Below are 14,903 nucleotides of genomic sequence, written 5' to 3'. Positions count from 1 at the left end.
GGGGAGAGACGATGCAGCGCAGGGACCGCATACGAGGACCGGTCCGGCTGATCCTGGCCGGGTCCGTGGTGGCGGCCCTGGCCGCGCAACTGACCGCCTGCTCCGACGACAGCAGCCCCTCCGGAACCGCCTCCAAGGCCGCGTCCGCCGCTTCCCGGGCCGCGTCCGCCGTCTCCGAGGCCGCCTCCGCCGCCACCGAGGCCGGTGACGCGCTCGCCTCCGCGACCGCGGAGGCCGGCCGGAAGTTCGACGAGTTCAAGGGCGGCGTGGACGCCAAGGACGAGGTGAAGATCGACGGGACCGCGAGCCCCGACTCCGACGGACGCGCCACCGTCAAGGTGACGGCCACCAACCCCACCTCCTCGGCGAAGTCGTACGTCGTCCAGGTCGACTTCCGCGACCAGAGCGGCAACCTCCTCGACACGACCGTCGTGAGCGTGAACGACGTGGCGGCGAGCGCCTCCAAGGACGCCACCGCCCGCAGCAACCGCTCCCTCACCGGCGACGTCAAGACCGACGTCGCCCGCGCCGTGAGGCACTGACCGCGTGCTCCGCAACAGCGTCACGGCCACCACCGCGGACCGGGCCGCCCTGGGCCGGGCGGCCCGCAAACGGGTGCCCCGGTCCGCGCACGGCACCTGGATCCCCGCCGCCGACCGCCCCGACCCCGTCGGCCTCCTCCAGGCCCAGGGCAGGGAGCGGCTCCCGGAACTGCTGCCGATCCGCTACGCCCGGATGGCGGCCTCACCGCTGGCGTTCCTGCGCGGGGGCGCCGCCGTCATGGCGGCCGACCTGGCCGCCCAGCCCCACACCGGGCTCACCGTCCAGCTCTGCGGGGACGCCCACCTGCTGAACTTCGGGCTGTACGCCGCCCCGGAACGCCCCTTGCTCTTCGACCTCAAGGACTTCGACGAGACCTTCCCCGGCCCCTTCGAGTGGGACGTCAAACGGCTCGCGGCCAGTGTCGCGGTCGCGGCCCGGGAGAACGGGCACAAGGAGGAGCACGTCTTCGGCGCGGCGCGGGCCGCCGCCGGGCAGTACCGCGAGGCCGTACGGCGACTGGCCCGGCAGGGCGAACTGACCGTCTGGTACCAGCACATCGACGCCGATCTGCTGCTGCCGCTGGTCCGCTCGGGACGCCGCCGCCGGCGTGCGGAGGCCACCCTCACCCGGGCCCGCCGCCGCACCAGCCTGCAGGCGCTCGGCAAACTCACCGAGACCGTCGGCGGACGCCGCCGCATCGTCCACGACCCGCCCCTGCTGGAGCCGGCCGGAGCCATGGACATGGCCTCGCTCCGCAAGATCTTCAGCGACTACCGCTCCACGCTCCCCGAGGAACGCCGGCTGCTCCTCGACCGCTACCGGTTCGTCGACGCGGCCCGCAAGACCGTCGGCGTGGGCAGCGTCGGCACCCGCTGCTTCATCGTGCTGCTCGCCGGGCGTGACGCCGACGACCCGCTGTTCCTCCAGATCAAGCAGGCCGGACGGTCCGTGCTGGAGGAACATCTGCCCAGCGGCCCGTACGTCCATCCCGGGCGCCGGGTCGTCGCGGGCCAGCGGCTCATGCAGGCCGCCGGCGACGCCTTCCTCGGCTGGACGACCGGCCCCGAGGGACGCGCCTTCTACTGGCGCCAGCTCCACGACACGAAGGGGCCCGCGGACATCGCCGGCATGAGCCCGGCCGAACTGCGCTCCTACGCCCGGCTGTGCGGCACGGCCCTGGCCCGCGCGCACGCCCGCTCCGGCGACCGTGTCGCGATCGCCGCCTACCTCGGCGGCGCCGACACCTTCGAGCGTGCCGTCGCGGACTTCGCGCTGCGCTACACGGACCGCAACGCCAGCGACCACGCGGCACTGGGCGCGGCGGTCATCGCGGGCGTGGTCCCGGCGGCCCCCGGGGTGTGAGCCGCGCGGCTCGGCCGGTAGGCGTCGGCCCGGCCGCACGGGCCGCACGGGCCGCGCGGCCGGTCAGGCGTCGGCCGCCGCCGGGGCGCCGAGCCCGGTGAGCGCGAGGTCCACGAGCCGGCGCCGGTCCTCGGCGTGGTCGCGGAACCAGAGACCCAGGAAGTGATCGGCGTCGGGCAGTTCGAAGCGGGTGAAGTCGGCGCGAGCGGCGAGCGCGTCGGCGACGGCCCGCGTGACGGCGGGCGGGACGACCGCGTCCGTGGCCGGTACGGCGAGCACCGCCCGTCCCTCGTAGGCCCGCAGCACGTCGAACGCGGGAGCCTGCCGCCAGCTCTCCGGGGTGCGGATGATCCGGCTGAAGCGGCTCGGTGCCTCCGGGCCGTCCTGCCCCGGGGCGCTCCCGCTCTCCGCGTCCGCGAACGGAAGCGGCCAGGCCTCGGCGGCGTACACGGCGGGCGCGCACAGCACGAGCGCCACCACGCGTCCCCCGTAGTGCCGGGCGAGATCGGCTGCCGTCTGGCCGCTCATGCTGAACCCGACCAGGACCAGCGGGGCGTCCGCGGGAACCGTCGCGTCGATCACCGACACGGCCTGCTCGAAACGCCGCCTGAGGCTCAACTCGCCCAGTGTGCCGGTGCTTTCGCCGTGTCCGGAGAAGTCGAACGCGAGTCCCGCGCAGCCGCGGGCCGCGAAGTCGCCGAGCAGCGGGAGCAGCCGTTCCTTGCTGCCGTTGCCCGCGCCGTGCAGCAGGACGGCGGTCGCCGCGCCGTCGCTGGTGCCGTCGCCGTGGCTGCCGACGCAGCTCAGTCGTTCACCGTCGTGGTCATGCGTGAAAGGGGAGAGCATCCGCCCATTTACGCACGCCGACCGCACGGCACCCGAGGCGGGAGGGGCCGGACAACTCCCCTCCGGGGGTGACCGGTCGGCGGGAGGGGCCGTGTCGCTCAGGAAGCGGCGGGAGCGCCGTTCGCGTCCGGCTCGCCGGTGCCGGCCGCGGCCGGAGCGCCCGCCGCACCCGCGCCGGGGGCGGGAGCCGAGCCCGCGGCGGTGGCGGCAGCCGGGCCCGCGCCGGGGGCGGCGGCCGTGCCCGTGGCGGGTGCGGCGGCCGTGTCCGTGGCGGGTGCGGCCGACTTCGCCTGGGCCGCCGCGACCGCCTTGCGCAGGTGGTCCTCCTGCTCCTGGCTCAGCGAGGTCTGCACCAACTGGCCGCCGAACTCGGCGATCTGCGGGATCACCTTGTCCCCGGCGGCCTGCTTGACGAGGACGAACAGCGCGGCCGCGCCCGGCCGCAGATTCTGGCTGAGATCCTTCATGAACTTGTCGTTGATGCCGGTGTCCGTGACGGCGCCCCCGGCGGCACCGGCCGCCGCGCCCACCGCCGCGCCGAGCAGCGGCGCCAGGAAGAGCAGCCCGATGACACCGCCCCACAGCGCGCCGCCCGCCGCGCCGACGGCCGTGTGGCTGACCGCCTGGTGCAGCTTGATCCGGCCGTCCTCGCTCCGCTCGACGACGACCGCGTCCTCCAGCTCGACGAGATGCTGCTTCGACAGCTCGAACAGCTTGTCGCGCACCTGGCTCGCGGTGGCGACATCGTTGTAGGCGACGACGAACAGATTGCTCATGAGGGCACCCCTTGTGTCGATTCCGTACGACTTTATAGGGATATGGGATGGGGTGCAGTCGGGAGAAATCCGGATGAGCGGCCGGCGCCGGGCGCCTTCGGCCGGGGCGTCACAGGCCCGGCGCGCCCCAGATCGGGAACCAGCGGGCGAGGTCCTGCTCGATGCGCAGGTCGTCGGCCAGGGCGGCCTTGACCTGGAGTTCGAGCGCGTTGTCGCGCCGCTCGCCCTCGCCGGCGAGCGGCGCGAAGGGATAGAAGGTCCCGCGTTTGTAGAGGTAGACCAGGCCGAGCCGCCGCTTCCCGGCGTCCTCGAAGGTCACCACGGAACACAGGAGCTGAGGACCGAAGCCGGTGCCCTCCAGCGAGCTGTTGACCGCGTGGAGATCGCTCACCAGCGCCGGCAGGTCGTCGGGGGCGCGCCGGGAGACCAGCCACGAGTAGCCGTACTCGTCCCGGCCGATCTCCACCGGGGAGCCCGTCCGCCCGGTGTCCGCGTCCAGCAGCTCCCGCACCTCCCGGTGCGCCTCGGCGAAGGCGGCGCCCTCCACGGACGCGAAGCACACCGCCCCCGTCCCGGTCGGGGTGAACCCGGCCGCGGCCTGGAGGGTCACGGCCGCCGACGGCAGTCCGAAGAGCCGGTCGAGGTCGGGTGCGGTGGGCTTGCTGCGGCCCAGCAGGATGTCCAGGAACCCCATGCGGTCAGAGAACCTCTCCGGGAGCCGGGGCGCTCGCGTCCGGCACCGCGGGCTCGCCCAGCTCGGCGGAGATACGAGCCAGTTGCGCGAGCCGCTGCTCCAGGCTCGGGTGGGTCGAGAACAGGTTGGCGATGCCCGGCTGGGCGCCGAGCGCGGGGGTGAAGTAGAAGGCGTTGAAGGCCTGCGCGGTCCGCAGGTCCTTCGTCGGGATCCGGCCGATGTCCCCGGTCACCTTGGTCAGCGCGGACGCCAGCGCCGAGGGGCGGCCGGTGAGCAGGGCCGCGGAACGGTCGGCGGCCAGTTCGCGGTACCGGGAGAGCGCCCTGATCAGCATGAAACTGATCGCGTACACGGCCGCGGACACCGCCATCACCGCCATGAAGATCGCGAGGGTGTTCTGGTCCTTGCGGCCCCGCCCGCCGAAGAGCTGCGAGTAGAACGCGAACCGCACGATCAGCCCGGCGAGAACCCCGAGGAAGGACGCCACGGTGATCACGGCGACGTCCTTGTGCGCGACGTGCGACAGCTCGTGCGCGAGGACGCCCTCCAGCTCGTCGGGCTCCAGGCGGCGCAGCAGCCCGGTGGTCACGCACAGCACGGCGTGGTCGGCGTTGCGCCCCGTGGCGAACGCGTTCGGCATGTCGATGTCCGAGACGGCCACGAGCGGCTTGGGCATGTCGGCCACGGCACACAGCCGGTCGACGACGCCGTGGAGCTGGGGATACTCCTCCCGCTCCACGATCCGCCCGTGCATGGCGTACAGCGCGATCCGGTCCGAGAACCAGTACTGCGCGATCAGGAGCCCGGCCGCGATCACGACGACCAGCACCCACGACTTCAGCAACACGATCAACGCGGCGACGAAGGCCACGTACAGCAATCCGAGCAGGAAGAGCGTGACCGTCATGCGCACGGTCAGCTCCCGGTCGTTCCGGAATCGGCTCCGCATCTCGCACCACCCCGCAGTCGGGCACTCGTCCCGCTCTCCATTGTGCGCCCGCGGTTCCCCATGAACCGGTGCCGATAGGCCCTGCGGCGGGCAAAGAACTTCCCCCGGGGAGGGGCGGTCCCGCGCCCGCCGCCGGCGCCCGTCGCGCGCGGGGGAAACACGTCGGCCGCGCCCCTCCCGGAGGAAGGACGCGGCCGAGACGTACGCGGCGGGACCGACGGGCTTACACGTCGAAGTACAGCTCGAACTCGTGCGGGTGCGGACGGAGCTGGAGCGGCGCGATCTCGTTCGTGCGCTTGTAGTCGATCCACGTCTCGATCAGGTCGGACGTGAAGACGTCGCCCGCGAGCAGGAACTCGTGGTCGCGCTCCAGCGAGTCGAGGACGGCCGGGAGCGAGGTCGGGACCTGGGCGACGTTCGCGTGCTCCTCGGGAGCCAGCTCGTACAGGTCCTTGTCGATCGGCTCGGCCGGCTCGATCTTGTTCTTGACGCCGTCCAGACCGGCCATCAGCAGCGCCGCGAACGCGAGGTACGGGTTGCCGGAGGAGTCGGGCGCGCGGAACTCGACGCGCTTGGCCTTCGGGTTGGAGCCCGTGATCGGGATACGCATGGCCGCGGAGCGGTTGCGCTGCGAGTACACCAGGTTGACCGGGGCCTCGAAGCCGGGGACCAGGCGGTGGTACGAGTTCACCGTCGGGTTGGTGAAGGCGAGCAGCGACGGGGCGTGCTTGAGGATGCCGCCGATGTAGTAGCGGGCGGTGTCCGACAGGCCCGCGTAGCCGGCCTCGTCGTAGAACAGCGGGGAACCGTTGCTCCACAGCGACTGGTGGACGTGCATGCCCGAGCCGTTGTCACCGAAGATCGGCTTCGGCATGAAGGTCGCGGTCTTGCCGTTGCGCCAGGCGACGTTCTTCACGATGTACTTGAAGAGCTGGAGGTCGTCGGCTGCGGCGAGCAGCGTGTTGAACTTGTAGTTGATCTCGGCCTGGCCGGCGGTGCCCACCTCGTGGTGCTGGCGCTCGACCTGGAGGCCGGAGTTGGCCAGCTCCAGGGAGATCTCGGCACGCAGGTCGGCGAAGTGGTCGACCGGCGGGGTCGGGAAGTAGCCGCCCTTGTAGCGGACCTTGTAACCGCGGTTGTCCTCGATGGCACCGGTGTTCCAGGCGCCGGCCTCGGAGTCGATGTGGTAGAACGACTCGTTCTCGGCGGTCTTGAAGCGCACGCTGTCGAAGACGTAGAACTCGGCCTCGGGACCGAAGTACGCCGTGTCGGCGATACCGGTCGACGCGAGGTAGGCCTCGGCCTTCTTGGCCACGTTGCGCGGGTCACGGGAGTACTGCTCGCCCGTGATCGGGTCGTGGATGAAGAAGTTGATGTTGACCGTCTTGTCGCGGCGGAAGGGGTCGACGCGCGCGGTGGACAGGTCGGCGCGGAGCGCCATGTCGGACTCGTGGATGGCCTGGAAGCCGCGGATGGAGGAGCCGTCGAACGCGAGCTCCTCCGCCGGGTCGAAGGCCTCGGCCGGGATCGTGAAGTGCTGCATCACACCCGGCAGGTCGCAGAAACGGACATCGACGAACTTGACGTCCTCGTCCGCGATGAACTTCTTGGCCTCGTCGGCGTTCTGGAACATCCAGCTCCTCCTACTCCCGCCCACTGTGGACCGGGGTGGTAGTTCGTTCGTGCGGCCAGTGCGGTGGCACACGCTGGGGCCGACCATAGGGACGGGGGATTTCTCCAGCGTGACCCATTTGTTTCGCCCAAGTTAACCGACCTCGGCCGGGCGGGCCCCTCCTGTCCGTATGGCAAAACGGGCACAGTACCTTGGACGGGTGGACAACAGGCAAGCAATCGGATCGTGGCTCTCCGGCCCCCGCGCGGCGGCGGAGGAAGCCGGAGTCGACTTCGGATACCGGGGCGAACAGCTCGGTCTGCCGGAGCACGGACCGGGCTCGATCGCCCGCCCGGGGCGCCGTCTGGGCGCCCTCGCCGTCGACTGGGGCCTGTGCCTCCTGATCGCATACGGGCTGCTCACCGACGGCTATGACCAGGCTACGGGGAACTGGGCCCTGCTCGTCTTCTTCGCCCTCGGCGTCCTGACGGTCGGTACCGTCGGCTTCACTCCGGGCAAGCGGCTGCTGGGTCTGCGCGTCGTGCCCGAGGGCGGCGGCCGGCTGAACCCGCTGCGCGCCGTGCTGCGCACCGCGCTGCTGTGCGTGGCCGTCCCGGCCCTGATCTGGGACCGCGACGGCCGGGGCCTCCACGACCGCCTCGCCCGCACGATCGAAGTCCGCACCTGACCCACCCCGCTCCCACGGACGGCACACACCATGCACGGCCCCGCCGCCTCGGCGGCTCGGGTGAGGGCTCGGTGACCCGGGGCGGCCGGCGACGGCAATGGCACGGGCCCCCTGCCCCGGCGGCCCGCTGAGGGCCCAGCGGGCCAAGCCGGCCGGCGACGGAAATGGCGTGGGCCCGCTGCCCCGGAGGCTCTGTGAAGGGTCCGGCGGCCGAAGGCGGCGGCCCGCACGGTATCGGCATGCGTCAGCGGCCCGGCGGCCACGTGAGGGGCCCTGTCCCGGCCGGTCGAGGTGGCCCTGGCCATGGCAACTCCGACCGCAGCGGACTCGGCCCCCGGTCCGGTGTCCCGGCGGGCAAGGTGGTCGTCGCGACGCGGGCCGTGTGGCAACGGGGGCGGTACCGCGCCCGACGGAACGGCATGGAAACGGCGGTGGGGTGCCCGGAGATCTCCGGGCGGGGGCCCCGCGCCCCCGCCGCCCCGGCTGCGGGGGGGGGGGGGGGGGCGGGCCCCCCCCCCCCCCCCCCACCGCCGTAGAACTGGTCAAGCCGGCGCGAGCGTCACCGCTTGGGACCGCCCCGCGGCATCCGCATGCCCTTGGGCATCGGACCCTTCGGCAGCGGCATGTTGCTCATCAGGTCGCCCATCGCGCGCAGCCGGTCGTTGGTCGCCGTGACCTGGGGCCCGGCGAGCACACGCGGCAGCTTCAGCATGGTCGTGCGGAGCTTCTTCAGCTCGACCTGGCCCTCGCCGGTGCCCACGAGAATGTCGTGCACCGGGACGTCCGCGACGATCCGCGCCATCTTCCGCTTCTCGGCGGCCAGCAGGGTCTTCACCCGGTTCGGGTTGCCCTCGGCGACCAGCACGATGCCGGCCTTGCCGACCGCGCGGTGCACCACGTCCTGGCTGCGGTTCATCGCGACCGCCGGAGTCGTGGTCCAGCCCCGGCCGATGTTGTCGAGCACCGCCGCGGCCGCGCCCGGCTGGCCCTCCATCTGCCCGAAGGCGGCCCGCTCGGCCCTGCGCCCGAAGACGATCGCCGTCGCGAGGAAGGCGAGCAGAAGCCCGAGAATCCCGAGATAGACCGGGTGGCCGATCAAGAAGCCGATCGCGAGGAAAACACCGAGGGTGAGAATTCCGACAGCCGCGAGTACAAGACCGATCTTGGAATCGGCCTTGCGGGTCATTTTGTACGTCTGAGCGATCTGCTTGAGTCGCCCGGGGTTCGCAGCGTCCGCTGCGGGTTCCTTCCTCGCCATGCCCACGAGTCTACGTGGCCCGCGAAGCGCCGACGACGGCAGTACCGGGCGAGCGGGGTCGCGGCAGCGGCGAGGCGGCTGCCGTGGCGGGAACGACCGGTGCCGGGCGGCGCCGGTCAGGAATGGACGACGGATTCCAGCACGCGCTGCGCCTCGACCCGGTCCTTGGCTCGGCGACGGTCCTCCAGGACGGAGGTCCAGGCGTTGCGGCGGGCGGTGCGCTGCCCACTGCTCATGAGCAACGACTCGACGGCACGCAGTGCATCGGTGAACGACGGAATCGCGGTGGCGCGTACGGGCGCGGCCTGCATGATGGAGATCCCCCCTAGGGATCGACGGCTCGGACGGGGACGGGTGTGACGTGGAACCAGAGTCACTGATTGGTGTTACCAGTACGTGACCGAGCGGTCAAACACCAATGAAACCTTGATACCGCGGGTCCTTTTCCGGCCCCCTTCCTGATGCGGCGTTCAACTGCGGGGATGCCGTGAGGGGGTGTGAACGGGCCGTTGTGAAGGGCGAGTTGCCTGTGCGCGGATTCACACGAAAGCGGTGGCACTCGGTGCCACCGCTTTCCTTTCGCAACGTGTGCCGTTCGGGGGATCAGACCGCCTGGGAGGCGACGTACGCGCCCCGCTTCTCGACGGCCATCTGATACAGCCGGCCGGCCCGGTACGAGGAGCGGACCAGCGGGCCCGACATGACGCCGGAGAAGCCGATCTCCTCGGCCTCCTCCTTGAGCTCCACGAACTCCTGCGGCTTGACCCAGCGCTCCACGGGGTGGTGGCGCACGGAGGGGCGCAGGTACTGCGTGATCGTGATCAGCTCGCAGCCGGCCTCGTGGAGCTGCTGGAGCGCCTCGCTGACCTCCTCGCGGGTCTCGCCCATGCCGAGGATCAGGTTCGATTTCGTGACCAGACCGTAGTCACGGGCCTCGGTGATGACCTTGAGCGAGCGCTCGTAGCGGAAGCCCGGACGGATCCGCTTGAAGATCCGCGGGACCGTCTCGACGTTGTGGGCGAAGACCTCGGGGCGCGAGGAGAACACCTCGGCGAGTTGCTCGGGCTCGGCGTTGAAGTCCGGGGCGAGCAGTTCGACCTTGGTGCGTCCGGCCTCGCGGCCCGCCGTCTGCGCGTGGATCTGGCGGACGGTCTCCGCGTACAGCCAGGCGCCGCCGTCCTCCAGGTCGTCGCGGGCGACGCCGGTGATCGTGGCGTAGTTCAGGTCCATCGTGACGACGGACTCACCGACACGGCGCGGCTCGTCGCGGTCCAGGGCCTCCGGCTTGCCGGTGTCGATCTGGCAGAAGTCGCAGCGCCGCGTGCACTGGTCACCGCCGATGAGGAAGGTGGCCTCGCGGTCTTCCCAGCATTCGTAGATGTTGGGGCAGCCCGCCTCCTGGCAGACCGTGTGCAGGCCCTCGCTCTTCACGAGGCCCTGCATCTTCGTGTACTCGGGGCCCATTTTCGCCCGGGTCTTGATCCACTCGGGCTTGCGCTCGATGGGGGTCTGGCTGTTCCGGACCTCCAGGCGCAGCATCTTGCGTCCGTCGGGTGCGACTGCGGACACATCGGCTCCCTGTAGCTTCGATTCTTCGGCGTACACCAGGGTACGCCCGTGTGGTGCTCGGCCCCCGAGGTGGGCAACCTTCGGGAGCGGGGGTGCATTCCCGGAGGCGTTCGGCCGTGCGGCGCGGGGGACGTGTGCGCGCCCCCACGGGGCGCGCGGGGCTCAGGCCGGAGTGTGCTCCACGACGCGCGGCTTCAGGTCCGCGTTCGCCAGGACGTCCCTGAGGTGCTTCTCGGCCACCGGCAGGACCTCGGCGATGGTCACGTCGCGGCCCAGCTCGTTCGCGAGGGAGGCGACGCCGGCGTCACGGATGCCGCACGGGATGATCTTGTCGAACCAGGCGTTGTCCGGGTTCACGTTCAGCGCGAAGCCGTGCATGGTGACACCCTTGGCGACGCGGATGCCGATCGCGGCGATCTTGCGGTCCTCGCGGCGCTGGCCGGCGTTGGACGGGGCGTACTCCGGGCCGTTGAGCCGCGGGTCGAACTCCTCGTCCTGGAGCCGGGGGTCGAAGTCGAGGGAGAGGCCGCCGAGGGCGGAGGCCCCCTGGGCGGGGTCCTTGGCGTCACCGAGGACCCAGACGCCGCTGCGGCCCTCGACCCGGCTCGTCTCCAGACCGAACTCGGCGCAGGTGCGGATGAGCGCCTCTTCCAGACGGCGTACGTGGGCTACGACGTCCACGGGACGCGGGAGTTTCTGGATGGGGTAGCCGACGAGCTGGCCGGGACCGTGCCAGGTGATCTTGCCGCCGCGGTCCACGTCGATGACGGGGGTGCCGTCCAGGGGCCGCTCGTTGTCCGCCGTGCGCCGGCCCGCGGTGTACACCGGGGGGTGCTCCAGGAGCAGGCAGGTGTCGGGGATCTCGTCCAGGAACCGGGCGGCGTGCACGCGGCGCTGCTCGTCCCACGCCTCCTGGTACTCGACGGCCTCGGCACCGAATCCCATGCGGACGAACCGCAACTCACTCACGGCAAGCGCCTCCCTCGAAGCTTCCTCGGGCACGTGGTGATCCCCGTGCGGGGCACGCGGAGGAACCTTTCGTCAGGTCCGTGGCGCGCCCACGCCACTGTACGTCCGTCCGATCCGCGTCAGCTCGACGGCTAATCCTCACACGATCGGATGAATGAATGTCGATGTGTGCGATGACGTGCTCACGCTCCGCTACATTCGCGCCGTTCACGAGGCCATAAGGGCTGCTCACAGGCAATCCGGGCACAGGGGGGCCTCGGGGAGGCGCGAGCACGTTCTCGCGCCGCCCCGAGACGCCTCTGGAGACCCGAAGGCAGGAGACCGCACCGCAGATGACGGAACGACCCGCGCAGCGCACGCCCAATCGACAGCTCGCCGCGCTCATCGCAGAAGCGGGGTTCTCCAACGCAGGTCTCGCCCGCCGCGTGGACCAGCTCGGACTCGAACACGGACTGGACCTGAGATACGACAAGACCTCGGTGACCCGGTGGCTGCGGGGCCAGCATCCCCGCGGGACCACCCCCGCGCTCATCGCCGAGGTGTTCACCCGCCGCCTCGGCCGGCGCCTGAGCGCGCAGGACCTCGGGCTCGACGCCTGCGCCCCCGTGTACGCGGGGCTCGAATTCGCGGCGACCCCCGAGGAGGCCGTCGACATCGTCAGCGGCCTGTGGCGCAAGGACTCCGGGAGCCACGCCGAACTCCGCAAGATCGCCTTCACCCCGGCCGGGCTCGTCGTGCCCAGCCGGGACTGGCTGATCGGCCGGGCCGACGACCGGGTCGCCCGCGGCGAGCAGCCCGCCCGCATCCCCGCCCAGGGCCGCCCGGCCTCGCCCAAGGTCACGGTGCCGCCCGAGCAGGGCGGACCCGCCTCCCGGCGCGGCCGGACCGAGCGCGGCCCCGGCCAGCGGGTCAGCGGCGGGGACATCGCCGCGCTCCGCTCGGTCGGGGAACTCTTCCGCGCCCTCGACCACGCCTACGGCGGCGGCCACGCCCGCCAGGCACTGGTCCGCTATCTGGAGCACGAGGCCGAGCCGATGCTTCGCGGCGCGTACGGCGAGCAGACCGGCCGCCACCTGTTCGCCGCCGCCGCCGACCTCACCCGGCTCGCCGGCTGGACGTCGTACGACATCGGCGCGCACGGACTCGCGCAGCGGTACTTCGTCCAGGCGCTGCGGCTGGCGCAGGCCGCGGGCGACCGGGTGTACGGCTCGTACGTGCTCATCACGATGAGCCGGCAGGCCGTCTACCTCGGGCACGGACGCGAGGCCGTGCAGCTCGCGCGGGTCGCGCAGCAGGGTCTCGGTGCCGGGGGGCCGCACGTCGTGCAGGCGCTGCTGCACGCCGTCGAGGCGCGCGGGCACGGGGTGCTCGGCGAGGTGCGGGCCTGCACGGCCTCCCTGGTGCGGGCCGAGCGCGCGCTGGAGGCGTCCCGCACCGGCGACGAGGTCCCGCACTGGGCCCGGTACTTCGACGAGGCGCAGCTCGCCGACGAGTTCGGGCACTGCCACCGGGACCTTCAGCAGTTCCGGGCGGCGGCGCAGCACGCCGAGCGCTCGCTGCAACTGCGGGCGCCCGGCTACGCGCGCAGCCGGCTGTTCTGCCGCGTGGTGCTCGCCTCGGCGCGGCTCGGGCTCGGGGAGCTCGACCAGGCCTGTCTGCTCGGCGCGGAGGCCGCGGGGCAGGCGGCCGAGATGCGGTCGGCGCGGGCCGTCGAGTACGTACGGGACTTCGAGAAACGGCTCGAACCGTACAAGGACGCCGCCCCCGTCCGCGGTTACCGCGACAAGGTGGCCGCGCTGAGCTGAGGAGGACTGTCCGGCGGGGCCGCGGCGTCGCCTGCGGGCCCGGACGGGCGGGCCGGGCCCCGTGCCGCCGGACCGTCCCCGGTCTCCGGCCTGGGGAACCGGAGACCGGGAAGCCCGACACGCGCGCCGGGGGCGGGAGCCCGCCCCCGGCACCCGCGGACCGGCCCACCGGGGCCGGGGTCGCCCCACCGGGGCGGGGTGCTCGCCGGGGCCGTGGTCCCGGAACTCCGGAGCCCCGTGCCGGAGTTGCGGGACCCGGTGCCGGACGTGCGGGACTCCGGGCCGGACTCGCCGGACCGGTGCCGGAGTCGTGGGGTTCCGGTCCGGGGCGCGAGGGGTGGGTCAGGCCGCGGCGGGTTCCAGGGGTTCGGCCGAGGGGGCGGGGGCGTGGACGTCCAGGTCCGTCAGGAGGGCGTGGGCGGCCCGCCGGGCGGAGTGCAGCGCGCCCTGCACCGTGCTGGTGTCCCGGTGGTCGCCGCACACGTACAGGCCCGCGAGCAGCCGTACGGGGCGGCGCGGGTCGTGCGGCGGCGGCATCGCCGGGACCGCCTCCGGCTCGTGATGGACCGCCAGCAGTTCCCAGCGGCTCGTCGACGTGCCGTAGAGACGGGCGAGCTGGGCGCGGACCGTCGCGTCCAGATGGGCCGCGGCGGGCGGGGTGCCGAGCACGGTCGAGGAGATCAGGGCGCGGCCCGCGGGCGCCCGGGTCGGGTCGACCTGGCTGACGACCGCCGTGTGCGCCACCGGCCCGCTCCGGTCGGCGTCCAGGAGCAACGCGGGTCCGGTGAGCGGCGGTTCGTCCGTGGTGTGGTGCAGGACGGTCACCGGATGGAAGGCGGGCACGTGCAACCCGGGCAGGAACCCGGCGGCAGCGCGCGCCCCGGTCGCCAGCAGGATGGCCCGGCAGCGGAGTTCGCCGTGGTCCTTCGTCGTGACCCGGGTCGTCGACACGGCGGTGACCTGGACGCCCGTGTGCACGGTGCCGGGCGGAAGGCCGGCGGCGAGCAGCTCCGGGAGCGCGTCCGCGCCGCCTTCGGGAAGGCACAGCCGGCCCGTCGCGAAGGAGTGCAGCGCGAGGTCGGCGAGACGGCTCGACGTCCGCAGGTCCGGGTCGCACAGCAGGGCCGCGAGGAGGGGGCGCAGAAAGGTTTCGACGGTACGGGCCGGAAGCCCCCGGGCGGTCAGCGCCTTCGCCGCGGTGAGGTCGGGGCGGGCGAGCAGGCGCTCCGGCGTGGTGGCGGCTAGCCGCGCGAGGGCCCCGCCGAGGCGGGCCTGATCGAGGGGGCTGCCGAGCGGTCCGGGGCGGGTGGTGCCGCGTGCGGGCCGGGGCAGCGGGAGCCGGGGGGCGCTCGCGAGGGCGCGTGCGGTGGTGAGTGCGCCCCTCGCGCTCCGGGGAGCGCTGGGCGTGCCGGTGTGATGGCGGTGGCCGTCGCTGTGCAGCAGCACGCCGGGCGGGAACGGGCACAGGACGAGGCCGCCCAGGCCCGGGGTGTGGCGCAGTTCCGGGTACGAGGTGGACAGGAGCCGGCCGAGCCGGTCGAGCCGGAAGCCGTCCACCTTCTCCGTGGACATGCGCCCGCCCACATGGGGGGCGGCCTCCAGGACGGCGGTCCTCAGCCCCGCCCCGGTCAGATGCCGTGCGGCCGCGAGGCCGGCGACACCGGCTCCCACGACGACGACGTCGACGTCTTGCGTGATCTCCGCCGTGTGCGCGGCGTGGCGTGCGGGCTCTAGCACGTGCCCCTCCTCGAGGTTGCGCGGCCGGTGGGGACGTCATGCCCCCAACACGCTTCTGGAATGCCCGAGTTCGGATCGAGGGTGCGAGGTTCGGC

Annotated in this window: 13 protein-coding genes and 1 pseudogene; 4 read left to right on the top strand and 10 right to left on the bottom strand. The window is 72.7% G+C overall.

Going from position 1 to position 14,903, the window contains the following annotated elements:
- Positions 1-11 precede the first annotated feature (11 nt).
- The gene (locus ACFRIC_RS08080) at positions 12-542 is read left to right on the top strand and encodes a hypothetical protein (RefSeq protein ID WP_382781211.1); all 531 of its coding nucleotides are present in this window, start codon (positions 12-14) and stop codon (positions 540-542) included.
- Positions 543-546: 4 nt separating this feature from the next.
- Positions 547-1,905 (top strand): DUF2252 domain-containing protein, encoded by a 1,359-nt coding sequence (locus ACFRIC_RS08075; RefSeq protein WP_382781208.1) that lies wholly within the window; start codon positions 547-549, stop codon positions 1,903-1,905.
- An 87-nt stretch (positions 1,906-1,992) separates the two neighbouring features.
- Here the strand turns inward: ACFRIC_RS08075 and ACFRIC_RS08070 are convergent.
- The 5 genes and pseudogenes from ACFRIC_RS08070 to glnA form a co-directional block, all read right to left on the bottom strand.
- Positions 1,993-2,751, bottom strand: a pseudogene (locus tag ACFRIC_RS08070) (alpha/beta hydrolase); the annotation flags it as partial.
- Positions 2,752-2,849: 98 nt separating this feature from the next.
- On the bottom strand, positions 2,850-3,527 hold the full coding sequence (locus tag ACFRIC_RS08065; protein WP_382781205.1) for a DUF1269 domain-containing protein: 678 nt from the start codon (positions 3,525-3,527) through the stop codon (positions 2,850-2,852).
- Positions 3,528-3,636: 109 nt separating this feature from the next.
- Complete coding sequence (locus ACFRIC_RS08060) at positions 3,637-4,221, bottom strand: hypothetical protein (protein WP_382781202.1); 585 nt, start codon at positions 4,219-4,221, stop codon at positions 3,637-3,639.
- Between the two features lie 4 nt (positions 4,222-4,225).
- Complete coding sequence (gene htpX / locus ACFRIC_RS08055; RefSeq protein WP_382781199.1) at positions 4,226-5,170, bottom strand: zinc metalloprotease HtpX; 945 nt, start codon at positions 5,168-5,170, stop codon at positions 4,226-4,228.
- Positions 5,171-5,393: 223 nt separating this feature from the next.
- Complete coding sequence (gene glnA / locus ACFRIC_RS08050) at positions 5,394-6,803, bottom strand: type I glutamate--ammonia ligase (RefSeq protein WP_382781196.1); 1,410 nt, start codon at positions 6,801-6,803, stop codon at positions 5,394-5,396.
- Between the two features lie 199 nt (positions 6,804-7,002).
- On the opposite strand from glnA, the gene ACFRIC_RS08045 reads away from it, so the two are divergent.
- A complete protein-coding gene (locus ACFRIC_RS08045) occupies positions 7,003-7,470 on the top strand; it encodes an RDD family protein (RefSeq protein WP_382781193.1) in 468 nt (155 codons plus the stop codon).
- Between the two features lie 559 nt (positions 7,471-8,029).
- Here ACFRIC_RS08045 and ACFRIC_RS08040 read toward each other — a convergent pair.
- The 4 genes from ACFRIC_RS08040 to lipB all read right to left on the bottom strand — a co-directional run bounded on the left by ACFRIC_RS08040 (position 8,030) and on the right by lipB (position 11,266).
- Positions 8,030-8,728 carry a DUF4191 domain-containing protein gene (locus ACFRIC_RS08040; protein WP_382781191.1) on the bottom strand — a complete coding sequence of 233 codons (699 nt, stop codon included), beginning with the start codon at positions 8,726-8,728 and terminating at the stop codon, positions 8,030-8,032.
- Positions 8,729-8,844: 116 nt separating this feature from the next.
- Entirely contained in the window at positions 8,845-9,039 is a 195-nt protein-coding gene (locus ACFRIC_RS08035) for a hypothetical protein (protein WP_365492415.1), read from the bottom strand.
- Between the two features lie 292 nt (positions 9,040-9,331).
- Positions 9,332-10,297: a lipoyl synthase gene (lipA, locus tag ACFRIC_RS08030; protein ID WP_103553050.1), complete on the bottom strand. Its 966-nt coding sequence runs from the start codon at positions 10,295-10,297 to the stop codon at positions 9,332-9,334.
- 162 nt (positions 10,298-10,459) lie between these two features.
- Positions 10,460-11,266, bottom strand: a complete 807-nt coding sequence (gene lipB / locus ACFRIC_RS08025) for a lipoyl(octanoyl) transferase LipB (RefSeq protein ID WP_382781186.1) — start codon at positions 11,264-11,266, stop codon at positions 10,460-10,462.
- A gap of 332 nt (positions 11,267-11,598) precedes the next feature.
- On the opposite strand from lipB, the gene ACFRIC_RS08020 reads away from it, so the two are divergent.
- Positions 11,599-13,071 (top strand): regulator, encoded by a 1,473-nt coding sequence (locus ACFRIC_RS08020; RefSeq protein WP_382781183.1) that lies wholly within the window; start codon positions 11,599-11,601, stop codon positions 13,069-13,071.
- Between the two features lie 342 nt (positions 13,072-13,413).
- Here the strand turns inward: ACFRIC_RS08020 and ACFRIC_RS08015 are convergent, their stop codons facing one another.
- Entirely contained in the window at positions 13,414-14,808 is a 1,395-nt protein-coding gene (locus ACFRIC_RS08015; protein ID WP_382781180.1) for an NAD(P)/FAD-dependent oxidoreductase, read from the bottom strand.
- Positions 14,809-14,903: the final 95 nt, after the last annotated feature.

Source organism: Streptomyces sp. NPDC056738, assembly GCF_042790435.1.
Lineage (GTDB): Bacteria > Actinomycetota > Actinomycetes > Streptomycetales > Streptomycetaceae > Streptomyces.
Note: the sequence above shows the minus strand (reverse complement) of the source record. Positions and strands in the feature narration are given on the sequence as shown.

Coding starts and splice junctions, on each gene's coding strand:
- ACFRIC_RS08080 (WP_382781211.1), top strand. CDS start 12: ATGCAGCGCAGGGACCGCATACGAGGACCGGTCCGGCTGATCCTGGCC.
- ACFRIC_RS08065 (WP_382781205.1), bottom strand. CDS start 3,527: ATGAGCAATCTGTTCGTCGTCGCCTACAACGATGTCGCCACCGCGAGC.
- ACFRIC_RS08060 (WP_382781202.1), bottom strand. CDS start 4,221: ATGGGGTTCCTGGACATCCTGCTGGGCCGCAGCAAGCCCACCGCACCC.
- htpX (WP_382781199.1), bottom strand. CDS start 5,170: ATGCGGAGCCGATTCCGGAACGACCGGGAGCTGACCGTGCGCATGACG.
- glnA (WP_382781196.1), bottom strand. CDS start 6,803: ATGTTCCAGAACGCCGACGAGGCCAAGAAGTTCATCGCGGACGAGGAC.
- ACFRIC_RS08040 (WP_382781191.1), bottom strand. CDS start 8,728: ATGGCGAGGAAGGAACCCGCAGCGGACGCTGCGAACCCCGGGCGACTC.
- ACFRIC_RS08035 (WP_365492415.1), bottom strand. CDS start 9,039: ATGCAGGCCGCGCCCGTACGCGCCACCGCGATTCCGTCGTTCACCGAT.
- ACFRIC_RS08020 (WP_382781183.1), top strand. CDS start 11,599: ATGACGGAACGACCCGCGCAGCGCACGCCCAATCGACAGCTCGCCGCG.